This is a genomic window from Klebsiella sp. 10982, from assembly GCF_048589245.1.
GTDB classification, from domain to species: domain Bacteria; phylum Pseudomonadota; class Gammaproteobacteria; order Enterobacterales; family Enterobacteriaceae; genus Klebsiella; species Klebsiella quasivariicola.
In genome coordinates, this window is sequence record NZ_JBMAXV010000014.1 from 1 (window position 1) to 22,695 (window position 22,695).

Below are 22,695 nucleotides of genomic sequence, written 5' to 3' on the forward strand. Positions count from 1 at the left end.
GCCTGTATATCCCTATTTTTTATTCCTTTTGAAAGCGTTCAGGCACAGTGATTTGGTATTGAGCATTGAACTTGCCATTTACCACGATTTGCCGCTTACCCGCTCCCAGATCGATTTTTTGGCTATCGATTCGTCTGAGCCAACCATGCTCGTAAAAACTGGCGAAAAAGAGATACAAACGCTTGGTCTGCACGGACTGGCTGACAGAAAGCAGATACTCTACTTTACGAGGATTAAGATTAACCAGTCCCTGGAAAAGCTCTGCCGCGTGGTTAAATGAGAGGGTCCCCGGTACCGCGCTCAGCAACTCGTAAGCAGCCAGTTCTGGCGCACTGCCGATGAGTTTTTTCCCTTTTACATCAAGCATTATGCGGTATTTATCATTCAGCACCGGCAGTTTTTTCCCCGATATGACTATCCACTCTACACCCGGGAATTCCCTGAACCATTTTGGCAGCAGCGCTTTATTTTCCATACTCAGCCAGCACTGGTTTTGTTTGAGCTGTAGATAGTGTGAACGACCCTGCCAGACTAAGCTACTGAGCCCAGCGACATACACCGGAGCGGCTAGCTGGTTTTGCAAACATGCTAATGCATCGTTCCACTCCGGCTCACGTCCCGCACGCGCGTATACGCCGTTACCTCGTTTTTTTAACCAGCCACTTTGCGTGTATTTAAAGGCCAGAGAGGGCGAGATGGCATGCCGGCTTAACCAGGACTGAAGGATCACATCTCCGGGAGCACTGTTTTGCAGCAGCCAGTTTAATTTTGATGGCATAGATTAACCCAGGGTGTCACTTTAATAAAAAAAGTAAACTCGCTGCGCCAAATAAAGTCAAGAGCGGGTTGGCAGCCCCCCGCCCTACGCCGCTTTCTCGCTGTGGGTCACGTCGGCGGAAAACACATAGCCCAGACCACGCAGGGTTTTAATCAACGTCGGCTGATGCGGGTTTAACTCGATTTTGCGCCGCAGGCGCATGATCAGCACATCGATGGTCCGGTCGAACACCTCGGTGCTTTCATTATGAGTCAGCGCCAGCAGCTGTTCGCGATTCAATACCCGGCGCGCGTTCTGCGCCAGCGCCAGCAGCAGGCCATATTCTCCCTGGGTCAGCGGGATCGCCTGTTGCTGCGGGTTATACAGCTCACAGCGGGTGGTATCCAGCCGCCAGCCGTTAAACGTTAGGCCGGCAGCGGTGCCCGGCACCTCGCTGGCCAACGCCCCACTACGCCGCAGCACCGCCTTTACCCGGGCCACCACCACCCGCGAGCTGAACGGTTTGGCGATGTAATCATCGGCGCCCATCTCCAGGCCCACCACTACATCAGACTCACTGCCCAGACCGGAGAGCATCACCACCGGCAGCTCAGGCCGCGTGCGCTGCAGCTGCTGGAGCACCTGCAGGCCATGGGTATCCGGCAGGATCATATCCAGTAAGACCAGCGCGATGTCCGCCCGCTGCGCCACCATCGCCAGCGCGTCGTTGCCGGTCTGGCTGACCAGCACGTCAAACGCGTGCGCGCCGAGCACATCGCTGAGCAGCTCGCCCATCGCCCTGTCATCATCCACCACCAGAATGACTGGTTTCATTTTTGCCTCTGCCCGCCGGGAATTAATGTCAGTCTGATCGATTCTGCAAGGGTGCGCCGACAAATTCCTCTCCCGGTGACATTTTTTCAAGCGCCGTCACATCTCCAGCGTATCGACACGTCAAATCTGTCGACAGGCTGTTTTTCGTCAGCATTTCGCCCAAAAAAGCCACGTATTATCAAGGAATACCCACAGTGAAAATATGGCATAGAAGATGCATAGTGACGGCGCGATAGCGCAAACGCGCCCATTGAATAACTGGAGCAAGACCGATGAAAAAAGTCGTCACGGTTTGCCCGTATTGCGCATCAGGTTGCAAAATCAACCTGGTGGTCGATAACGGCAAAATCGTTCGGGCTGAAGCGGCGCAGGGGAAAACCAACCAGGGAACCCTGTGCCTGAAGGGCTATTATGGCTGGGACTTCATTAATGATACCCAGATCCTGACGCCGCGCCTGAAAACCCCTATGATCCGTCGTGAACGCGGCGGCAAGCTGGAAGCCGTCTCCTGGGACGAGGCGCTGGATTACGTCGCCACCCGTCTCAGCGCCATTAAAGCCAAATATGGCCCGGATGCAATCCAAACCACCGGCTCCTCCCGCGGCACCGGTAATGAAACCAACTATGTGATGCAAAAATTCGCGCGCGCCGTTATTGGTACCAATAACGTCGACTGCTGCGCTCGCGTCTGACACGGCCCTTCGGTTGCAGGTCTGCACCAGTCGGTCGGTAACGGCGCCATGAGTAATGCCATCACGGAGATTGATAACACCGATCTGGTGTTTATCTTCGGTTATAACCCGGCGGATTCCCACCCTATCGTGGCGAATCACGTCATTAACGCTAAACGCAACGGGGCGAAAATTATCGTCTGCGACCCGCGCAAAATTGAGACTGCGCGCATCGCCGATATGCACATTGCGCTGAAGAACGGCTCGAATATCGCGCTGCTCAACGCCATTGGCCACGTGATTATTGAAGAGGATCTGTACGATAAATCCTTCGTCGCCAGCCGTTCCGAAGGCTTCGAGGAGTATCGAAAAATCGTTGAAGGCTATACGCCGGAGTCGGTAGAAGAGATCACCGGGGTCAGCGCCCAGGAGATCCGCGCCTGCGCCCGGATGTACGCCAGCGCCAAATCCGCCGCCATCCTGTGGGGCATGGGCGTCACCCAGTTCTACCAGGGCGTGGAGACAGTACGGTCGCTGACCAGCCTGGCCATTCTCACCGGCAACCTCGGCAAGCCGAGCGTCGGCGTCAACCCGGTGCGCGGTCAGAACAACGTCCAGGGCGCCTGCGATATGGGCGCACTGCCGGACACCTATCCGGGCTACCAGTACGTCAAGTTCCCGGAGAACCGCGAGAAATTCGCCAAAGCCTGGGGCGTGGAAAGCCTGCCGGCGCATACCGGCTATCGCATCAGCGAATTGCCGCACCGCGCGGCGCACGGTGAAGTGCGGGCGGCGTACATTATGGGTGAAGATCCGCTGCAGACCGATGCCGAACTCTCGGCGGTCCGCAAAGCATTCGACGATCTGGAACTGGTTATCGTCCAGGATATTTTCATGACCAAAACCGCCTCCGCGGCCGACGTCATCCTGCCGTCCACCTCGTGGGGCGAGCACGAAGGCGTCTATACCGCAGCGGACCGCGGCTTCCAGCGCTTCTTTAAAGCGGTGGAGCCGAAGTGGGACCTGAAAACCGACTGGCAGATCATCAGCGAAATCGCCACCCGGATGGGCTATCCGATGCACTACAACAACACCCAGGAGATTTGGGATGAGTTGCGGCATCTGTGTCCGGACTTCTACGGCGCCACCTACGAGAAAATGGGTGAGCTCGGCTATGTCATGTGGCCGTGCCGCGATGAGTCCGACGCCGACCAGGGGACGTCGTATCTGTTTAAAGAGAAATTCGATACCCCGAACGGGCTGGCGCAGTTCTTCACCTGCGACTGGGTCGCGCCGATCGATAAGCTTACCGACGAGTACCCAATGGTGCTGTCGACGGTGCGCGAAGTCGGCCACTACTCGTGTCGTTCAATGACCGGTAACTGCGCGGCGCTGGCGGCGCTGGCGGATGAGCCTGGCTATGCGCAAATCAACACCGCCGATGCCGAACGGTTAGGCATCGAAGATGAAGCGCTGGTGTGGGTGAATTCGCGTAAGGGCCGCATCATCACTCGCGCACAGGTCAGCGACCGGCCGAATAAAGGCGCGGTGTACATGACCTACCAGTGGTGGATTGGTGCCTGTAACGAGCTGGTGTCGGAGAACCTGAGTCCGATAACCAAAACGCCGGAGTACAAGTACTGCGCGGTCAACGTTGAGCGGATTGCCGATCAGCGCGCGGCAGAACAGTACGTGATCGATGAGTACAACAAGCTGAAAGCCCGCCTGCGCGAAAGCGCAATGGGTTAAGGTTCGAACCTTTGTACCATTGAGTAGCCCCGGTAAGCGATAGCGTACCGGGGATTTTCCCCGGAGGCGGCGCATTGCGCCTTCTCCGGGCTACCAAATCACACAACGCTGTAGCCCCGGTAAGCGATAGCGCTACCGGGGATTTTCCCCGGAGGCGGCGCATTGCGCCTTCTCCGGGCTACCAAATCACACAACGCTGTAGCCCCGGTAAGCGGTAGCGCTACCGGGGATTTTCCCCGGAGGCGGCGCATTGCGCCTTCTCCGGGCTACCAAATCACACAACGCTGTAGCCCCGGCAAGCGGTAGCGCTACCGGGGATTTTCCCGGGAGGCGGTGCGTTGCGCCTTCTCCGGGCTACCAAATCGCACAACGCTGTAGCCCCGGTAAGCGGTAGCGCTACCGGGGATTTTCCCCGGAGGCGGTGCGTTGCGCCTTCTCCGGGTATTCACACCGCTAATTCCTGCCATTTTCTTCTTTTTCGCCTCCCTTTATACTGCGCGCTATGTTCCTTACTGATAATAAATACAAATGAAATACCTCTTTTTATTTTTACTGGTTTTCACCAGCGGCGCAGCGGTGGCCACCGAACCCGGCAGTCAGTATCAACAGCAGGCGGAAGCCGGCGATCGACGCGCACAATATTATCTTGCCGATACCTGGGTCAGCTCCGGCGATTATCAGAAAGCCGAATACTGGGCACAGAAAGCGGCCGCCCAGGGCGATGGCGATGCGCTGGCACTGCTGGCGCAGCTCAAAATTCGCAACCCCCAGCAGGCGGACTATCCGCAGGCCCGCCAGCTGGCGGAAAAAGCCGTCGAAGCCGGCAGTAAATCCGGGGAGATCGTCCTCGCGCGGGTGCTGGTCAACCGTCAGGCTGGCCCCACCGACGTGGCGCACGCCATCACGCTGCTGCAGGATGCCGCCCGGGATAGCGAAAGCGATGCGGCGGTCGACGCCCAGATGCTGCTGGGGCTGATCTACGCCAGCGGCGTGCACGGCCCGGAAGATGATGTGAAAGCGAGCGAATACTTCAAAGGCAGCTCGGCGCTCTCGCGGACCGGCTATGCCGAATACTGGGCCGGAATGATGTTCCAGCAGGGAGAAAAAGGCTTTATCGAACCGAATAAACAGAAGGCGCTGCACTGGCTCAACGTCAGTTGCCTGGAGGGGTTTGATACCGGTTGCGAAGAGTTTGATCGGATCAGTAAAGGATAAGAAAAAGCCCGGCGTACCAGCGCCGGGCTTTGTGTTTTATTGGGCGGTTTTATCAAACTTGCCCAGCACTTCGCGTTCATACGCCAGCGCTTTTTTGCGGTCGAACTTATGCTCCCACTTGGCGATAACCAGCACCGCCAGCGCATTACCCACCACGTTCAGCGCGGTACGCGCCATGTCGAGGATACGGTCGACGCCGGCAATAAAGGCGAGGCCTTCCAGCGGGATCCCCACGCTACCCAGGGTGGCCAGCAGCACCACGAAGGAGACGCCCGGCACGCCGGCGATCCCTTTAGAGGTCACCATCAGGGTCAGCACCAGGGTGATCTCCTGCCAGATGGAGAGGTCGATACCATACAGCTGGGCGATAAAGATCGCCGCGATGCTCTGATACAGCGTTGAGCCATCGAGGTTAAAGGAGTAACCGGTCGGCACCACAAAGCTGGTGATCGACGCCGGTGCGCCATAGGCTTCCATCTTCTCGATAATACGCGGCAGCACGCTCTCTGAACTGGCGGTGGAGTAAGCCAGAATCAGCTCATCCTTCAGGATGCGGATCAGGATCCAGATGCTCAGACCGCACAGACGCGCGACAATCCCCAGCACCACCAGCGCGAAGAACAGGATCGCGAAGTAAACCAGCAGCACCAGCTTGGCCAGCGGCCACAGCGAGGCGAAACCAAAGGTGGCGACGGTCACCGAAATCAGAGCGAACACCCCGATCGGCGCATAGCGCATCACCATGTGGGTGACTTTAAACATGGTTTCGGAGATGGAGCGGAAGACCGTCACCAGCGGCTCACGGTGGGTCGCCGGCAGCGAGGAGAGCCCCAGACCAAACAGCACCGAGAAGAAGATAATCGGCAGCATATCGCCTTTCGCCATCGACGCCACGATGTTGGTCGGCACCAGCGACAGGATAGTCCCCATCAGGCCATGCGCATGGCTCTGCACCTCGGCAGTGGTGCTTTGGTATTTCGAAATATCGACCGCCGCCAGCTGCGACATATCAATGCCCGTTCCCGGCTGGAAAACGTTGGCCAGGGTAATACCCAGCACAATCGCCACCGTGGTGATCACTTCGAAATAGATAATGGTTTTGGCGCCGATCCGGCCTAACTGTTTGGCATCGCCAACGCCGGCAATCCCGACCACCAGGGTCGAAATGACAATCGGGACCACGATCATTTTAATCAGATGGATAAAGATATCGCCCGCCGGCGTCAGCAAATTGCTAATTAACCAATCGCGACTTTCGGCGTGGTAATGCAGATAACTGCCCAGAAGGATACCCAGCACCAGGGCTAGCAAAATTTGCCAGGCCAGACTGACTTTTTTTGTTTTCTTCACTACTGACTTCCTCAATGAAAGGCACCATTCCTTTTCGTCATGGTACCCACTGCAGGGGGTATGAATTGTGTTGCGTTGCTTTGTAGGGTTATTTAACGCGCAATATCAGTATCATTTGCACGGCATGCTGTGCAAGCCTTTAAGAACAGGGCTTTCCTCTGCTTTTATGCATAAAGCAGCGAATTTCCCCCAATTACATTGCATAAGTATTTGTAATAAAAAATATTTCACACCATCAGTTTCTATAAATTCATTTCCGTAATTATTTCACTTCAAAGTTTCATTTGATGAAATTTCACTCAGTTTAATCATTGCGTGATCTGCCCCCCAATTAACAAACAAAGCTGTCAGAACCCCTACTATTAACGTTTGTTTGACATATATTTAACAAGTTCAAAGGAGAAAAAAAGCCATGAGCCAAATACACAAACACCCTATTCCCGCTAATATTGCGGAACGTTGCCTGATTAACCCGGATCAGTACAAGGCGCAATACCAACAATCCATAACCGACCCTGATACATTTTGGGGCGAGCAGGGCAAAATCCTCGACTGGATACGCCCCTATACCCGCGTGAAGAACACCTCCTTCGCACCGGGTAATATTTCCATCAAATGGTATGAAGACGGCACCCTGAACCTCGCCGCCAACTGCCTCGATCGCCATCTCGCCGAACGCGGCGATCAAACCGCCATCATCTGGGAAGGTGACGACGCCAGCCAGAGCAAGCATATCACCTACCGTGAACTGCATGCGGACGTGTGCCGCTTCGCCAATGCCCTGCTCGACCTTGGGATTAAAAAAGGCGACGTAGTCGCCATCTATATGCCGATGGTGCCGGAAGCCGCGGTGGCGATGCTGGCCTGCGCCCGCATCGGGGCGATCCACTCGGTCATTTTCGGCGGCTTCTCGCCGGAGGCGGTGGCCGGACGCATTATCGACTCCAGCTCGCGCCTGGTGATCACCGCTGACGAAGGGCTACGCGCCGGTCGCGCCATCCCGCTGAAGAAAAATGTCGATGACGCGCTGAAAAACCCGAACGTCAAAAGCATTGAGCACGTGGTGGTCCTGAAACGCACCGGCGGTAACATCGACTGGCAGGAAGGCCGTGACCTGTGGTGGAGCGATCTGATGGCGAACGCCAGCGCCGAACACCGGCCCGTCGAAATGAACGCCGAAGATCCGCTGTTCATCCTCTATACCTCCGGCTCCACCGGAAAACCGAAAGGGGTGCTGCACACCACCGGCGGTTATCTGGTCTACGCGGCCACCACCTTTAAATACGTTTTCGACTACCATCCGGGCGATATTTACTGGTGCACCGCCGACGTGGGCTGGGTCACCGGCCATAGCTATCTGCTGTACGGCCCGCTGGCCTGCGGCGCCACTACCCTGATGTTCGAAGGGGTGCCGAACTGGCCAACGCCGGCGCGTATGTGCCAGGTCGTCGATAAGCACAAGGTCAATATTCTCTATACCGCCCCGACGGCTATCCGCGCCCTGATGGCGGAAGGCGACAAAGCGATCGAAGGCACAGACCGCTCCTCCCTGCGTATTCTCGGCTCGGTCGGCGAACCGATTAACCCGGAAGCCTGGGAGTGGTACTGGAAGAAGATCGGCAATGAGAAGTGCCCGGTGATGGACACCTGGTGGCAGACCGAAACCGGCGGCTTTATGATCACCCCGCTGCCGGGCGCGATCGAACTGAAGGCCGGCTCCGCGACGCGTCCGTTCTTCGGCGTCCAGCCGGTGCTGGTGGATAACGAAGGCCTGCCGCTGGATGGCGCCACCGAAGGCAATCTTGCCATCGCCGACTCCTGGCCTGGCCAGGCGCGTACCCTGTTCGGCGACCATGAACGCTTTGAGCAAACCTACTTCTCCACCTTCAAAAATATGTACTTTAGCGGCGACGGCGCGCGCCGTGATGAAGATGGTTACTACTGGATCACCGGCCGCGTGGATGACGTCCTGAACGTCTCCGGCCACCGCCTGGGTACCGCCGAGATCGAATCGGCGCTGGTCTCGCACCCGAAAATCGCCGAAGCGGCGGTGGTGGGGATCCCGCACAACATCAAAGGCCAGGCCATCTACGCTTACGTGACGCTCAATCACGGCGAAGAGCCTACCCCGGAGCTGTATGCCGAAGTGCGTAACTGGGTGCGCAAAGAGATCGGCCCGCTGGCGACGCCGGATGTGCTGCACTGGACCGATTCGCTACCGAAAACCCGCTCGGGCAAAATCATGCGCCGCATACTGCGCAAGATTGCCGCGGGCGACACCAGCAACCTCGGCGATACTTCGACCCTCGCCGATCCTGGCGTCGTGGAAAAACTGCTCGAAGAGAAGCAGGCCATCACCATGCCATCGTAAGTAAGGACCGATTCCCTACACCCTCTCCCCTTCCGGGGAGGGGATAAAAATAAGTCCCTCCCCCAGGATTTCACTCGCAGGAACGCCGTCAGCAAACCCTGTCCCGGCTACGTCGCCGGAGGGGTTGCTGTCGCCAGCGTCCGCCGAGTGGATGACGAAAGGGAGACCTCTGGAGACGCTAAGATGAATGAACAACTTTGTCAGCGGATAGAAAATAGTGCGCATTTCAGGGAGTTAGTTGCATCACGGCAACGGTTTGCCGCCATTCTGTCAGTGATTATGTTAGTGATCTACGTGGGCTTTATTCTGCTTATCGCCTTCGCGCCAGGCTGGCTCGGCACCCCGCTGCATGCCGGGACCAGCGTCACCCGCGGGATCCCGCTGGGCATTGGCGTGATCGTCATTTCGTTTATCCTGACCGGTATTTATGTCTGGCGGGCCAATGGTGAATTCGACCGTTTGACCAAGAGCGTTCTCAACGAGGTAAAAGCATGATCAAGAGAGTCCTGACGGCGCTCGCCGCCACGCTGCTGCCCCTCGGCGCTCACGCTGCAGACGCCATTACCGGCGCGGTACAGCGCCAGCCGACCAACTGGCAGGCGATAGTCATGTTCCTGATTTTCGTCGCTCTGACGCTGTACATCACCTACTGGGCCTCAAAACGGGTGCGTTCGCGCAGCGATTATTATACCGCCGGCGGCAATATTACCGGCTTCCAGAACGGGCTGGCGATTGCCGGTGACTTTATGTCGGCGGCGTCGTTCCTCGGCATTTCCGCGCTGGTGTATACCTCCGGCTACGACGGGCTGATCTACTCGCTGGGCTTTCTCGTCGGCTGGCCGATTATCCTGTTTCTGATTGCCGAACGTCTGCGTAACCTTGGCCGCTATACCTTTGCCGACGTCGCCTCGTACCGCCTGAAGCAGGGGCCGATCCGCACCCTCTCCGCCTGCGGTTCGCTGGTGGTGGTGGCGCTGTATCTGATTGCCCAGATGGTGGGCGCCGGCAAGCTGATCCAGCTGCTGTTCGGCCTCAACTACCACGTTGCGGTGGTGCTGGTTGGCGTGCTGATGGTGCTCTATGTCCTGTTCGGCGGCATGCTGGCGACCACCTGGGTGCAGATTATTAAAGCGGTTCTGCTGCTGTGCGGCGCCAGCTTTATGGCCTTTATGGTGATGAAGCACGTCGGCTTCAGCTTCAATAACCTGTTTACCGAGGCGATGGCCGTCCACCCGAAAGGGGCGGCGATTATGAGTCCCGGCGGACTGGTGAAAGATCCGATATCGGCGCTCTCTCTGGGTCTGGGCCTGATGTTTGGTACCGCCGGCCTGCCTCATATCCTGATGCGTTTCTTCACCGTGAGCGACGCCAAAGAAGCGCGTAAAAGCGTGTTCTACGCCACCGGTTTTATGGGCTACTTCTATATTCTGACCTTTATCATCGGCTTTGGCGCCATCATGCTGGTCGGCGCGAACCCAGTGTTCAAAGACGCAGCCGGGCAGCTTATCGGCGGCAATAATATGGCGGCGGTGCATCTGGCGGATGCCGTCGGCGGTAACCTGTTCCTCGGCTTTATCTCGGCGGTTGCTTTCGCCACGATTCTGGCGGTGGTGGCTGGCCTGACGCTCGCCGGCGCGTCAGCGGTGTCGCACGACCTGTACGCCAACGTCTTCCGCAAGGGCGCGACCGAGCGCCAGGAGCTGAAGGTGTCCAAGATCACCGTGCTGATCCTCGGGGTGGTGGCCATTCTGCTGGGTATTCTGTTTGAAAATCAGAACATCGCTTTCATGGTCGGCCTGGCCTTCTCCATCGCCGCCAGCTGTAACTTCCCGATTATTCTGCTGTCGATGTACTGGTCGAAGCTGACCACCCGCGGGGCGATGATCGGCGGCTGGCTGGGCCTGTTGACTGCAGTGATCCTGATGATCCTCGGACCCACCATTTGGGTGCAGATCCTCGGCCATGAGAAAGCGCTGTTCCCGTATGAATATCCGGCGCTGTTCTCCATCGCCATCGCGTTCATCGGTATCTGGGTCTTCTCCGCGACCGATAACTCACCGGAAGGGTTGCGCGAGCGCGAGCAGTTCCGCGCCCAGTTTATCCATTCACAAACCGGGATCGGTATCGAACGCGGCCAGGCGCACTAAGCGTCGCCTCCCCTTCCCCGACATCATCCGGGGAAGGGGGGTATTCTGGCCGACTCAGTTATAGGTAAATGTGATCACCCCAGTGGCGTTTGCCGAACCAGCGGTCACCGCGCTGCCTGTTTTATAATAGTTGGTGGTAAAGGTGAGCGTTTGCATGGCTGCCGCGCCACCAGGATTGTCGGGATTAGTAAAATAGCTATAGCTGGCATCCGCGCCGCTGTTGGTCACCGTCGTGCGGCCCGAGGAATAAAGACTGAGGTCAGTATTCAACGGCATCGCTTTGCCATCCATATTTAACTGAACCCCCACCCCGGTGGCAACATTCTCCTCTGCCGTTAAGGCCATCACCGTGTTGCCAGGATTATTGCCGCTCGCTTGCGTCGCCGCCACCCGCATTAAAACATTGGTCCCAGGCTCGCAGGAGAGGGTCAGGGGCTGTTGCGCACTCCCCACCTTTGTCGCGGTGTTAAACTCGCTGGCATTGATGCTACCCATGGCAAAACTGAGACTGTTGCTACTGACGATGCATCCCATCGGGATCATCTGGATGCTGGTGGTGCCGCTGATATGTAGCCGGGAAATGGAGATTGTCCCCTTACTATCCTTCGCCGATACGGTAGCCACCGGATCGCTGAACGATAATTGACTGTTGCTGGCGATAGCGCCGCCGGTGGCTACCAGCTGTAGCTGATATGCCGGGGTGTAATGGGTCGAGGCATAATAATCAAACAGGCCGGTGGGCTTACCGAGATAGTAGTTCACATCGCCGATATAATGTACCTGCGAGTCGGGGCTGAAATCATCTGTATCGTTGTCATATTCACCGCTGATATTGAGCCACACCTTGACGCGGAGGCCGATCCCCTGCACCGAGGTGGCATAGATATTATCCCCTATCAGCGCCCCGGCATTGTTCGAGGACCAGGCAAACACCGCGTAGGTGCTTCCCTCGCAGTTAAGCAGCTCCGTTTGCGCGCGGGTAATTTTCCCCGAGTCATACAGCACGGTACCCGCGGTGTAGCTCCCGGCGTTGACCAGAATCTTTTCCGGCAGGTTGGTCATTGAGACATCGCCATAGTTGGTTCCGCCGCAGGTCGCCCAGCTATAGAGGGGACACAGTACCAGCATGAACAAGAAGATCAGTTTTTTCATACCCATCCCTGTCGAAACGTTATTTGTAAGCCACATCAAACGTGGCGGTAAAGCCGACAATCCCCGGCCTTACCTGGCCATAGGGCGAAAACATGCGTGCTACCATATTGAAGGTATGAACGTCCGCATTATCACCAAAGGTATAGAGAAACTGGTCGCCGGGGCCGAGGGGCTGCTGTTCGGCCAGACTGAACAGCTGCATGCCGACGCCGCTGGCCCCGTCGCTGCCTGTGCGGAAGTTTTTATAAACCGAGGTATAAGTATCATCGAATTTTGCACCGCTAAAGGCGATGGTGACCGCCGACGCATCGGCGGAACAGCTGGAAAAGACCAGCTTAACCGGCACGCTGGCTCCGCTCGACCCGGCATATCCGGAGAACGTCTGCGAGGAGACGGTGCCTAAATCGATACTGTTCGACGGTTGCACGGCCACCTCGCAGGAGGGCGCTTCGATGGTGCCCGTGACGTTAAAATTAACCGTGCTGCTGCCCTCATAAGCCAGCGCCTGAAGGGAGAGCAGCAAAAGGCTAACCAGTGCACCCCCTGTTGTTCCACACCCTTTCATGTTCATATCAGCCTCTACTTTCCATGTTGACATCGAGCCTCCCTTAGCGGCATTCGGCCTGATAAAACAGAATATCGTCGCTCAACGTGGTGCTGGAGAAATCATAATGAACGGTGCATTGCTCACTGCTTTTTTCTCCCCAGCGCGCTAACAGCTGGCCTTTTTTCTGCAGCCCCGTCAGATAGACCTGCCCCTCATCACCAACGATATTGCTGCGCGACGCGCTGCCGTGATCATTATCGAGGGTCACCAGCGCGCCGAAAGGCACCACGCCATTGCGGGTACGCAGGGTGAGCATCGCCTTATAGCCAATTCGCGTGTCGTATTTCACTTTGACGATCGCGTTACGCGTCGGTACCACCGTTCTGGCAACGTTATCCACTTCAGCGCCAGGGACTTCCTGTTCATCCAGCGCCAGGCTGTTACGATGGTACGGACGGACGTAAGGCACCACCGCATATCCGGCGGCATCCGTCGTCACGTTTGTCTGACCGCGCACTGTCACATCGCTGACGCCAGGCGTTTCGACCAGCGCAGAACTCTCGCCCAGAAAGCGTGATAGCGTGAGTCCCCCCGCATGGGCGACCATGCCGCCGCGCAGTGAATAGTTGTAGTGATTGCTGTAGCGGTCGTAGCCATAGCCGCCGGCCACATCCCCTTTCGATCCCTGGTAGTTGACGCTGAGGTTACCGGAGGTGCTTTTATCCTGGGTGTTGTACCCTTCCATCAAGCTCCAGTTCAGGGAACGATCCTCGAACGCTGAGCCGTTGAGCCCCACGCTGTGCGTGGTGTCGTTATGGCGGCCATGGTTCATGCTGTAATTCGCCGAGAGCGTCTCGCCGAGCGGGATGCTTACCGTCAGGGAGATTATCGTATCGCTGGCAGGCCGGTTATTATCGCTGTCATCGGTACTTTGCACATTACGGTTATAGGAATAGTTAATAAAGTAGGAGGCCCTGCCAATCGACCCGCTATAGCCCACGCCCACCGACTCCATGCGCGAACTGTCCCAGTAGGTTTCATTGACCAGCGAAAGCGAGAGCGAACCATAGCCGAACAGCGTCTGCGACACCGAGGCGTCAAAACGGCCTTTCGTTCTGCCGCTCTGCGTACAGCAACCATATTGTGTGGAAGAGTTATCGACAAAGTCCTGGAACGAATAGTATCCCGCCGTGGAGTAACGATAGCCGGCCACGGAAAAGTTGGTCCCTGTCTGGAGAAAACTTTTGCTGAAACGGACGCGATAAGATTGCCCCTGTTCTTTATTTGTCGAGGAGGCCGTTTCGCTCGCTTTGACATCAGCCCACGACTGAGAACCATCAAACGAGAGCGCGCCGATGGTTCCGAGGTTAAAACCGGCGCCTAACAGCAAATTGGTGTACTTATCTTCCGCCTGCTGAAAGCCGGTATAGAGAGTAACGTTGCTGGTTGCCCCATAGGCCAGAGATGACTGAATAAAATTATATTCTTTATCGTTGGAGCTACCCGATCGCGTCCTGCCGCTGCTCACTGCGTAGTCCAGCTGGCCCTCGCGCTGGAGGATCGCCAGCGACGCGAAAGGCACCACAAAGTTTTGCTCGCTGCCGTCAGACTCCTTAATGTTAACGTACAGGTCGCCGGCGCTGCCGGTGGCGTACAGATCGTTAATTTCAAAGGCGCCGGGAGCCACAGTGGTTTTATAGATGCTGTAACCATTCTGATAAACCGAGACTTCGGCAGTCGTGCGCGCGATACCTCTGATCGTAGGAGCAAAGCCATGCAGACTATCCGGCAGCATCTCTTTATCCGAACTGAGCTGTAAACCGGTAAAGCTTAAACTATCGAAGATGCTGGAAGAGGTATAGGTATTACCAACCACCAGCTGGCTGCGCAGGGTATGAATATCGCGGGCAAGATAGGAGTAAACCGACTCCCAGCGGGAGTTGTTGTCGCTGTGGCTATAGGTGCTGTAGTTACGCAGGCGCCATGGTCCCAGATTCACCCCAGGCTGCAGGCTGACAAACTGACTGTCGATAGTGGTGCCGTTATGTCGCGGTGCATTGCGCTGCCCGGTGACGCTATAGTTGAGAAGACCGGCGTTGATCCCCTGCTGCCACTGGCTCTCCGGTACAAAATCCCGCGGACGGTTTAGCATGGCAGCCTGCGGCACGGTGAAATCTATCCGCTGCTGGGCAAGCGCCACCGTAAACACCATGCCCGGAATCGCCGACAATCGCGCGCAGGTTTCTCCTGCCTCGAACAGTTTCGGATAAGCCGTGGTATTAATGAGCCATGAATTAAGCAGCTCCCCGGAAAGGCAGGGAGAAACGACCGCGCTGGCGTCCTTTTCATTTTTCTGAAACGTCAGCGATTCTGAGCCGACATATTTATCATTGATGTACACATCAAGATGATAGGTTCCAGGCGGTACGCCATCTTGCGAAAAATAGGACAGATCAACCGAAGTCGCAGTATCCTCAGCGACTTCGAGTAAATTCGGGTTGAAATATTCGCCGGCCTCAGCGTGGGGAGGTAGGGTACTCAGGCACAGAACAACAACGACGCAGATACTTTTGGCTGAAAAAAGCAGCTCAACGCTACTGAATGATAGCGGTATATTTCTTCCCTGACATACCATAATCATTAATCACGCTCCATGTGATTTCTTTTTTTCCTGTCGTGGACAGGTTACTCTGCACGGGTATTTTTAAAGTGGAAAATGGGGCCGCGAACCATGCGCCAGAAATATTTTTACCGTTAAGGCTAACCTGTGAGAAATTCATATACAGCGGTGAGCTGTTTTTTACAGTCACGGAGGTTCCGTCTTTTCCCCACTGTAATTTGTCGGCATAGGCATCCGGTGTATTACCTTTTAACGCAGCGGGCCGATAAATCAATTTTATCTTCGAGTTAATTGCAAACTGTACGACATTTTTATCAGGTACATATTCCGTGGCCGGGATCCCTTTAATATTGAGCCAAAACATGGACTCGCGATCGTCGGGTAATGTCTTTCCTGATCGAACCACGCGGACAAATCCTTTCTCCCCGGCTTTGAGACGAAACAGCGGCGGCGTAATAATAAATGCGTCTTTTGCTGGCGAGGCGGCATCGACCACCGACAGCCAGGACTGAACGATATTGCTGTTATGATCTTTATTTTCAACCGTTATTACCGCGTTATTTTTCGTACCATCAAACACCAGACGCGTACCGCCAACGACCACGCTGGCCTGCGCGAGGGAAGAAGACAGCAATAAACCAACCACAAAGAAAGGATATCTCATATGTTTAATTAAAGGGGAATAGCAGGCGATTCCCCTTTCTCCATTCAACAAAAAGCCGAATTAATGATAGGTCACGTTATAAGTTACGGTTGTCTGAACGGTACCTTTCGTCGGATCGGCATCACCCGATTTCACCATTTTAACGGTGAACGGAATGGTTGCGGCACCCGAAGAGATATCAACATCCGAACCCTCTTCGTTATTCTTCATCACGTTGCCCGCTTCGTCGAAAAGGGCCACAGCGACGCCGGTTGCCGGCTCATCAGTCGCCTGGTTTTTAAAATAATCGCTGTTCGCGGTATCAGAAACACCGCCAAAAGTGACGCGTGCGATACTGTTGCCACCTTCTTCCGCGGTCGGGCAATCGGCTAAGCTAAAGGAGAAGTTCTTAGCAGCGCCGAAGGTATACGCTTTCAGATCCGCCACTGAGGTGGTGCCCATATCAATAGCCGTTACGCCGCCATCAATGGTCGCCGTACAGGTCGTATCGGAAACAACACCATTAAAGGTAATGGTGTTATCAGCCTGAGCAACGGTAGACAGCACGCTGCAGGCAGAGAAAATCAGGGCACCCGCCAGAAATTTTTTACTCATCTTCATATTTATTCCCATATCCATTATAAACGACAATCAGTCCGTCAATTGCTTTATGCAGCGATATTAGAGAATGAAATTCAAGCAGCGCGGCGTCATGCATGTATTTACATGACATATGGTTTATGACAATTAATATTATTCATAAATAAACGACCAGCATTTGAATCCATTCAATAATACAAGCTCGCGTAAAAATAATAACTAGCATGCGGTAAGAACTCAATTATTAATGTAAAAATTGATTTTTTACGAGATAGCATCGCAACGTACGGGTGGTTATATGAAACCCCATAAAAATCAAACGGATAAAAAGTTATAAAATTCGCAAAGATAATTGGATATTTATATAATATTTATCCCGTAATTAAATTCATCGCCACACGGAAACATTTAGTTACAAAATCAATGCAGATATAAGAATTGGCTTAATCCTTTATGATGAACCGTTAAATGCATCAATAACAAAAAAAGGGAATAGCCGATAGCTATTCCCCTCCTCAATATTTCTTAACATTCACTCTGGCGATAATGTTAAAACAGCAGCCAGCGCACTAACGGCGCGGCCAGCACCACCACTACACCTGACAGCATCATGACCAGGCTGGCCACCACGCCCTCTTGCTGGCCAAGCTCATAGGAGCGCGCCGTCCCCGCGCCATGGGAAGCCGCACCGAAACCAGCACCTTTCGCCATCCCTTCCCGGATCGCAAGGCGTAAAAACAGCATATCCCCCACCGCCATGCCAAACACGCCGGTGATCACCACAAACAGCGCCACCAGATCGGGCTGGCCTCCCAGCGGTTTCGCCGCCGCCAGCGCAAAAGGCGTGGTCACCGAGCGCACCGCCAGGCTACGCTGAATTTCATCGGACAACATCAATCCGCGCGCCAGCCACACAGAACTGGTGACGGCCACCACCACCGCCGTCACCACCCCGGCGCTGAGCGACATCCAGTGGCGTTTTATCACCGCGACATTCTCATAAACCGGCACAGCAAAGGCGATGGTCGCCGGGCCCAACAGCCACAGCAGCCAATGGTTCTCTCCCATATAGCTCTGATAGGAAATATGGCCAATCACCAGGATCGCCACCAGCAGGATCGGTGTGAACACCAGCGGCATCAGCGGCAGTTTATGAAAACGGCGATACAACTTTTTATTTGCGTAATAGAGGCCCAGCGTCGCCACCAGACACAGGATACTCAGCAGGGCATCGCTCATTTTTTAATCCTGCTCACTTCGTAACGATAGACCTTGTCAACGACCCAGGCCGTGGTGCCGAGCACCATCAACGTGCTTAAGGCAATCACCAGAAAAATACGCCAGCCGTCAACCATCAACAACTGAGCATAATTGACCACCGCCACCACCGCCGGGACGAAGAACAGCAACATCTCCGCCAGCAGCCAGCGGGCACCGGCCCGCACCCAGTTCAGGGGGATCACCCGACACACGATCAGCAGCAAGAGCATCACCATGCCCACCAGGTTAGCCGGTAGCGGCACCTGCCACCTGTTGACCAGATATTGCGCGAAGATGAATAGCCCGACGTAAAGCAGCACCTGCAGCGGGATCTGAAGACGTTGCGCCACGGCGGGGGCAACGCGAGCTGGCGCGAAGGCCATGAGCGATAATCCTGAAAAAAGAAGTCAGGCGTGCAGTATAGAGAGCCGCCGAAGCGGACAGAAATGAATTAAAATCATCGCAGGTATAGTCTCAGGGAATAATTATGGATATCCGAACGCTGCGCTATTTTGTTGAAGTGGTTCGTCAGCAGAGTTTTACTCGCGCGGCGGAAAAGCTGTTTGTCACGCAGCCCACCATCAGCAAAATGCTCAAAAATCTCGAAGATGAGCTGAACTGCACGCTGCTGATCCGCGATGGCCGTAAACTGCTGCTCACCGATACTGGACGCGTGGTCTTTGAACGTGGCCAGGCGATCCTGGATGAGTTCAGTCAACTGGAGTCAGAGCTGAGCGATATCAACCATCTGCATAAAGGGGTGCTGCGGCTTGGCATTCCGCCGATGGTCGGGACGCTGATGGCCGAGCCAATCAGCCGCTTCCGCCAGCGCTACCCCGGCGTCGAGCTGAAGATCGCCGAGTTTGGCGGCCTGACGGTCCAGCAGGCGGTCAGCAATGGCGAGCTGGATATGGCAATGACCGCCCTGCCCATCGAAGAGGGTAGCCACCTCACCACACTGCCGTTATTCAACCACCCACTGTGCGTCCTGACGCCAAGGACCGCGTCATGGGAAGGAATAACCTCGCTTTCACCGGCTGCGCTGGCGGCGCATCCGCTGGTTATCTATAACGAAGAGTTTGCTCTTAGCCAGCAGTTGATGCGCCTGTTTGCCGAGCATGACGTGAAGCCACGTATCGCCGTGCGCAGCGGCCAGTGGGATTTTCTCGCCGCGATGGTGCAGGCCGGTATTGGCGTGGCAATCCTGCCGGAACCGATTTGCCAGCGTCTCGACCCGCAGAATTTTTGCTGGATCCCGTTGCAAAGCGAGCTGCGCTGGGAGCTGGGGATGATTTGGCGGGAAGGCGTGTATATGTCGCGCAGCGCTGAGGCCTGGCTGGCATGCAGCAAAGCGTTCTGGCTGGAATAATTCCCTGGTGACAACGCGTTCCGCAGAGGAATGGGTAGCCCGGGTCAGGCGCTTGCGCCGCTGCCCGGGTTTTCCCCGGTCGCGCTAACGCTTACCGGGGCTACACATTTACTGCGGTCTCGCCAGTAGTCCGAATAAGCGTCGCGCTATCCGGATTACAGGTTATTGATCTTCGATTAACAGCGCTTCCAGCAGGTCGAGGTCGTGCAGCAGCTTCTGCAGCGTCTCGTTGCTGATCTGCCGGGTGGCGCGCAGATGATACAGCTCGCCGCGCTCAGAGCGCAGGGCCGCCAGACGGAAGCGGCGCTCCAGGCTCTCTTCGAGCATAGAGGTCTCCACGTCGTTACGGCCATCGGCGCGCCGGCGCAGGTTACCAATCACCCGCGAACTGACTTCGGTCAGCAGCTGATTATCGATATTCTCTTTGGTATCCGCCGCCAGGCGCTCTTCCATCTTCTGGATCGCCACAATCGCCACGTCTGCCGTTGCCGCGCGCGCCAGCCGCTCCTCTTTCCGCTGCTGCACATTGTCGCTCGACTCAATGTGACGCAGCAGGATCGGCAGCGCTATCACCCCGACGAACAGCGAGAAGAGGATCACGCCGGCGGCGAGGAAAATCAGCTCATAGCGTGCCGGGAAGACATTTCCGTCCGGCAGCAGCAGCGGAATTGAGAGCACACCGGCGAGGGTAATCGCCCCGCGCACCCCGGCAACAGAGGAGATCAACAGCTCACGGGTAGTCCAGGAGCCAAACTCCATCGGCTTCTTCTTCAGGAAGCGCTGGCTGAGCTTACGCATCGACCACAGCCAGCCAAAACGCACCAGCATCAGCGCGGCATAGATCAGGATAATGTCGGTAAACAGCATCCAGGTCTCGACGTTGGGGTCGGCTTCCGCCGCCACCAGCGAGCTGGAGAGGATATCCGGCAGCTGCAGGCCCAACAGCAGGAAGACCATGCCGTTAAAGACAAATTCCAGCATCGCCCAGGTGCTGTTGGCGCGCAGACGCATGGCCAGCGGCGCGGTACGCATCACGCCGGAACGGGTGATGGTCATCCCCGCCGCCACCGCCGCCAGGATACCGGAGACACCGATATGTTCGGCAATCAGATAGGAGGCAAACGGCAGCAGGAACAGCAGGACAATCTGCGTGGCGGGTTCATCCCCACCCCAGCGGCTGAGGAAACGCATCGAGCGGCCATACGACCAGCTCACCACAAACCCGGCCAGCACGCCGCCGATCGCCACCTTCAGAAACTCTACGGTCGCGCCGCCAACGGTGAAGACCATGGTGCCCATCGCCACCGCGACGGCAAACTTGAGTGAGACCAGGCCAGAGGCATCGTTCATTAACGCCTCGCCCTGCAGAATACCCATGATTTTTTTCGGTATCCGCCCTTCCCCGACGATGCCGGAGAGCGCCACGGCATCGGTCGGCGAGAGTACGGCCGCCAGCGCGAACGCCGGGATCAGCGGAATGCCAGGCACAATCCAGTAGATCAGAAAGCCGATGCCGACCACCGTCACGACCACCAGCGCCAGCGCCAGACCAAGGATCTCCCGCCCGTGTTCAATAAATTCACGGGTCGGCGTTTTCCAGCCGTCGGCGAACAGCAGCGGCGGGATAAACAGGACCAGAAACAGCTCTGGATCAAATTCAACGTGCAAACCGAAGGTCGGCCATGCCAGAAGCGCGCCAATGGCGATTTGCATCAGTGGGAGTGGAACCTGAAAGGGCAGTACACGTGTCACTACCCCGGACAGTGAGACCACGAGGGTCATGATGAGGATGGTAAAGAATATTTCCATGTGTTCCCTGTTTGCTGCGTTTTCTTTTATACCTGTGAGGCGTCGTGCCTGTGAATCATACGCTACCCAGATTAACGCAAATGGAAACAGGATGTGGCTTAAAAATAAAACGGGCGGCCTGAGCCGCCCGTGAGGAGCACGAAGGGTTTAAATCGCCCAACCGCCCGCGTAAAACGCCACCAGCGCCACGGCGATAATTACCGTACCGAGGTTCAGCTTGCGCCACTCGCCGGAGACCAGACGGCCAATCACCAGGGTAGCGAAACCGATCATGATGCCGGTCACGATGTTACAGGTCAGCACGATAAACACCGCGGTGATCAGGCCAGCCATCGCGTCAACGAAGTCGTTGAAATCGATTTTTGCCACGTTGCTCAACATCAGCAGGCCGACGTACATCAGCGCCGGCGCGGTCGCGTAGGCCGGTACCAGATAAGAGAGCGGGGAGAGGAACAGGATCAGCAGGAACAGGACACCGACCGTCACCGCGGTCAGACCGGTTTTACCGCCGGCCGCGGTACCCGCCGCCGATTCGATATACACCGCCGCTGGCGCCGCGCCAACTAAACCGGAGAAGACGCTGCTCAGGGAGTCGGTGGTCAACGCTTTACCGCCGTTGATGATCTGTCCGTCTTTGTCCAGCAGGTTCGCCTGGCCGGCCACCGCGCGGATGGTACCGGTGGCGTCAAAGACCGCCGTCATCACCAGCGCCAGCACGCTGGGCAGCACAACCGGATTCAGCGCGCCGACGATATCGAGGCTGCCAATCAGCGAGTTGCCTTTATCATCGCTCAGGGATGGCATGGCGAAAATACCGGAGAAATGGACGTTGGGATCGAAAATCAGGCCGACAATCGACACGCCGATAATGGTCAGCAGAATACCGCCTGGTACTTTCATTTTTTCCAGACCGATGATCACCGCGAGGCCAATCAGCGTCATCACCACCGGGAAGCTGGCAAATTTGCCCAGCGCCACCGGCAGACCGTCCAGCGGGTTTTTGATCACCAGGCCAACGCCGTTGGCGGCGATCAGCAGCAGAAACAGGCCAATCCCGATCCCGGTACCGTGGGCCACGCCCTGCGGCAGATTGCGCAAGATCCAGCTGCGGATGCCGGTTGCCGAGATCACCGTAAACAGGACACCCATCAGGAATACCGCGCCGAGGGCCACCGGAATACTGATGTGCTGCCCCAGCACCAGGCTGAAGGCGGTAAAGGCAGTCAACGAGATAGCGCAGCCAATGGCCATCGGCAGATTCGCCCACAGCCCCATCGCCAGCGAGCCAATGCCCGCCACCAGACAGGTGGAAACAAATACCGCGGCCGGCGGAAAGCCCGCTTTACCGAGCATGCCCGGCACCACGATGACGGAATACACCATCGCCAGAAAGGTAGTAAGACCTGCAACAATCTCCTGACGCACGGTGCTGCCGCGCGCAGAAATTTTAAACCAGGCGTCTAATGAACCGCCGGTACGCGCTGAAGGCGTAGACATAGAAAACTTCCCCTGAAAATTTTTATCGTTCGTGGGTATGCGTGGTGGACCCTCCACTGCCAGTTAAACGCGATCTCCTTGTACCGAATCGCAGCGCCAGGGGG

Annotated in this window: 18 protein-coding genes and 1 pseudogene; 6 read left to right on the top strand and 13 right to left on the bottom strand. The window is 56.2% G+C overall.

Features of this window, described 5'->3' with window-relative positions:
- Nucleotides 1–19: 19 nt before the first annotated feature.
- Both ACKLKD_RS12930 and ACKLKD_RS12935 read right to left on the bottom strand, forming a co-directional pair.
- Nucleotides 20–778, bottom strand: a complete 759-nt coding sequence (locus ACKLKD_RS12930; RefSeq protein ID WP_087804896.1) for a type IV toxin-antitoxin system AbiEi family antitoxin — start codon at nt 776–778, stop codon at nt 20–22.
- An 84-nt stretch (nt 779–862) separates the two neighbouring features.
- The gene (locus tag ACKLKD_RS12935) at nt 863–1,591 is read right to left on the bottom strand and encodes a response regulator transcription factor (protein WP_087804898.1); all 729 of its coding nucleotides are present in this window, start codon (nt 1,589–1,591) and stop codon (nt 863–865) included.
- A 272-nt stretch (nt 1,592–1,863) separates the two neighbouring features.
- On the opposite strand from ACKLKD_RS12935, the gene fdhF reads away from it, so the two are divergent.
- Together fdhF and ACKLKD_RS12945 are read left to right on the top strand one after the other, a co-directional pair.
- Nucleotides 1,864–4,011 carry a formate dehydrogenase subunit alpha gene (gene fdhF / locus ACKLKD_RS12940; RefSeq protein ID WP_077598918.1) on the top strand — a complete coding sequence of 716 codons (2,148 nt, stop codon included), beginning with the start codon at nt 1,864–1,866 and terminating at the stop codon, nt 4,009–4,011.
- A 528-nt stretch (nt 4,012–4,539) separates the two neighbouring features.
- Nucleotides 4,540–5,226, top strand: a complete 687-nt coding sequence (locus tag ACKLKD_RS12945) for a tetratricopeptide repeat protein (RefSeq protein WP_025712555.1) — start codon at nt 4,540–4,542, stop codon at nt 5,224–5,226.
- Nucleotides 5,227–5,262: 36 nt separating this feature from the next.
- Here the strand turns inward: ACKLKD_RS12945 and gltP are convergent, their stop codons facing one another.
- Nucleotides 5,263–6,576, bottom strand: coding sequence for a glutamate/aspartate:proton symporter GltP (gene gltP / locus ACKLKD_RS12950; RefSeq protein WP_012543161.1), 1,314 nt, complete (start codon nt 6,574–6,576; stop codon nt 5,263–5,265).
- A 111-nt stretch (nt 6,577–6,687) separates the two neighbouring features.
- Nucleotides 6,688–6,888: pseudogene (locus ACKLKD_RS12955) on the bottom strand (hypothetical protein).
- Between the two features lie 100 nt (nt 6,889–6,988).
- On the opposite strand from ACKLKD_RS12955, the gene acs reads away from it, so the two are divergent.
- The 3 genes from acs to actP all read left to right on the top strand — a co-directional run bounded on the left by acs (nt 6,989) and on the right by actP (nt 11,094).
- A complete protein-coding gene (gene acs, locus ACKLKD_RS12960) occupies nt 6,989–8,947 on the top strand; it encodes an acetate--CoA ligase (protein WP_025712553.1) in 1,959 nt (652 codons plus the stop codon).
- 183 nt (nt 8,948–9,130) lie between these two features.
- Nucleotides 9,131–9,442 carry a DUF485 domain-containing protein gene (locus tag ACKLKD_RS12965; RefSeq protein WP_004177812.1) on the top strand — a complete coding sequence of 104 codons (312 nt, stop codon included), beginning with the start codon at nt 9,131–9,133 and terminating at the stop codon, nt 9,440–9,442.
- Nucleotides 9,442–11,094 (top strand): cation/acetate symporter ActP, encoded by a 1,653-nt coding sequence (actP, locus tag ACKLKD_RS12970; RefSeq protein ID WP_087804933.1) that lies wholly within the window; start codon nt 9,442–9,444, stop codon nt 11,092–11,094. Before ACKLKD_RS12965 ends, actP begins: the two co-directional genes overlap by 1 nt.
- Nucleotides 11,095–11,148: 54 nt before the next feature.
- Here the strand turns inward: actP and ACKLKD_RS12975 are convergent, their stop codons facing one another.
- The 7 genes from ACKLKD_RS12975 to ACKLKD_RS13005 form a co-directional block, all read right to left on the bottom strand.
- Complete coding sequence (locus tag ACKLKD_RS12975) at nt 11,149–12,246, bottom strand: type 1 fimbrial protein (protein ID WP_080897649.1); 1,098 nt, start codon at nt 12,244–12,246, stop codon at nt 11,149–11,151.
- 19 nt (nt 12,247–12,265) lie between these two features.
- On the bottom strand, nt 12,266–12,817 hold the full coding sequence (locus tag ACKLKD_RS12980) for a fimbrial protein (protein WP_087804935.1): 552 nt from the start codon (nt 12,815–12,817) through the stop codon (nt 12,266–12,268).
- A gap of 37 nt (nt 12,818–12,854) precedes the next feature.
- Entirely contained in the window at nt 12,855–15,434 is a 2,580-nt protein-coding gene (locus ACKLKD_RS12985; protein ID WP_080924787.1) for a fimbria/pilus outer membrane usher protein, read from the bottom strand.
- Nucleotides 15,388–16,077: a fimbrial assembly chaperone gene (locus ACKLKD_RS12990; protein WP_080897651.1), complete on the bottom strand. Its 690-nt coding sequence runs from the start codon at nt 16,075–16,077 to the stop codon at nt 15,388–15,390. Before ACKLKD_RS12990 ends, ACKLKD_RS12985 begins: the two co-directional genes overlap by 47 nt.
- Before the next feature lie 60 nt (nt 16,078–16,137).
- Nucleotides 16,138–16,695, bottom strand: coding sequence for a fimbrial protein (locus ACKLKD_RS12995; protein WP_165931844.1), 558 nt, complete (start codon nt 16,693–16,695; stop codon nt 16,138–16,140).
- 510 nt (nt 16,696–17,205) lie between these two features.
- Nucleotides 17,206–17,895, bottom strand: coding sequence for an LrgB family protein (locus ACKLKD_RS13000; RefSeq protein ID WP_025713511.1), 690 nt, complete (start codon nt 17,893–17,895; stop codon nt 17,206–17,208).
- Nucleotides 17,892–18,299, bottom strand: coding sequence for a CidA/LrgA family protein (locus tag ACKLKD_RS13005; protein WP_025713512.1), 408 nt, complete (start codon nt 18,297–18,299; stop codon nt 17,892–17,894). Before ACKLKD_RS13005 ends, ACKLKD_RS13000 begins: the two co-directional genes overlap by 4 nt.
- Before the next feature lie 104 nt (nt 18,300–18,403).
- On the opposite strand from ACKLKD_RS13005, the gene ACKLKD_RS13010 reads away from it, so the two are divergent.
- Complete coding sequence (locus ACKLKD_RS13010; RefSeq protein ID WP_025713513.1) at nt 18,404–19,285, top strand: LysR family transcriptional regulator; 882 nt, start codon at nt 18,404–18,406, stop codon at nt 19,283–19,285.
- A gap of 162 nt (nt 19,286–19,447) precedes the next feature.
- On the opposite strand, the gene ACKLKD_RS13015 is transcribed toward ACKLKD_RS13010, so the two are convergent.
- Together ACKLKD_RS13015 and ACKLKD_RS13020 are read right to left on the bottom strand one after the other, a co-directional pair.
- On the bottom strand, nt 19,448–21,094 hold the full coding sequence (locus tag ACKLKD_RS13015) for a Na+/H+ antiporter (RefSeq protein WP_004206334.1): 1,647 nt from the start codon (nt 21,092–21,094) through the stop codon (nt 19,448–19,450).
- A 147-nt stretch (nt 21,095–21,241) separates the two neighbouring features.
- Nucleotides 21,242–22,591 (bottom strand): NCS2 family permease, encoded by a 1,350-nt coding sequence (locus ACKLKD_RS13020; protein ID WP_025713514.1) that lies wholly within the window; start codon nt 22,589–22,591, stop codon nt 21,242–21,244.
- Nucleotides 22,592–22,695: the final 104 nt, after the last annotated feature.

Coding starts and splice junctions, on each gene's coding strand:
- ACKLKD_RS12930 (WP_087804896.1), bottom strand. CDS start 778: ATGCCATCAAAATTAAACTGGCTGCTGCAAAACAGTGCTCCCGGAGAT.
- ACKLKD_RS12935 (WP_087804898.1), bottom strand. CDS start 1,591: ATGAAACCAGTCATTCTGGTGGTGGATGATGACAGGGCGATGGGCGAG.
- ACKLKD_RS12945 (WP_025712555.1), top strand. CDS start 4,540: ATGAAATACCTCTTTTTATTTTTACTGGTTTTCACCAGCGGCGCAGCG.
- acs (WP_025712553.1), top strand. CDS start 6,989: ATGAGCCAAATACACAAACACCCTATTCCCGCTAATATTGCGGAACGT.
- ACKLKD_RS12965 (WP_004177812.1), top strand. CDS start 9,131: ATGAATGAACAACTTTGTCAGCGGATAGAAAATAGTGCGCATTTCAGG.
- ACKLKD_RS12975 (WP_080897649.1), bottom strand. CDS start 12,246: ATGAAAAAACTGATCTTCTTGTTCATGCTGGTACTGTGTCCCCTCTAT.
- ACKLKD_RS12980 (WP_087804935.1), bottom strand. CDS start 12,817: ATGAACATGAAAGGGTGTGGAACAACAGGGGGTGCACTGGTTAGCCTT.
- ACKLKD_RS12985 (WP_080924787.1), bottom strand. CDS start 15,434: ATGATTATGGTATGTCAGGGAAGAAATATACCGCTATCATTCAGTAGC.
- ACKLKD_RS12990 (WP_080897651.1), bottom strand. CDS start 16,077: ATGAGATATCCTTTCTTTGTGGTTGGTTTATTGCTGTCTTCTTCCCTC.
- ACKLKD_RS12995 (WP_165931844.1), bottom strand. CDS start 16,695: ATGGATATGGGAATAAATATGAAGATGAGTAAAAAATTTCTGGCGGGT.
- ACKLKD_RS13000 (WP_025713511.1), bottom strand. CDS start 17,895: ATGAGCGATGCCCTGCTGAGTATCCTGTGTCTGGTGGCGACGCTGGGC.
- ACKLKD_RS13005 (WP_025713512.1), bottom strand. CDS start 18,299: ATGGCCTTCGCGCCAGCTCGCGTTGCCCCCGCCGTGGCGCAACGTCTT.
- ACKLKD_RS13010 (WP_025713513.1), top strand. CDS start 18,404: ATGGATATCCGAACGCTGCGCTATTTTGTTGAAGTGGTTCGTCAGCAG.
- ACKLKD_RS13015 (WP_004206334.1), bottom strand. CDS start 21,094: ATGGAAATATTCTTTACCATCCTCATCATGACCCTCGTGGTCTCACTG.
- ACKLKD_RS13020 (WP_025713514.1), bottom strand. CDS start 22,591: ATGTCTACGCCTTCAGCGCGTACCGGCGGTTCATTAGACGCCTGGTTT.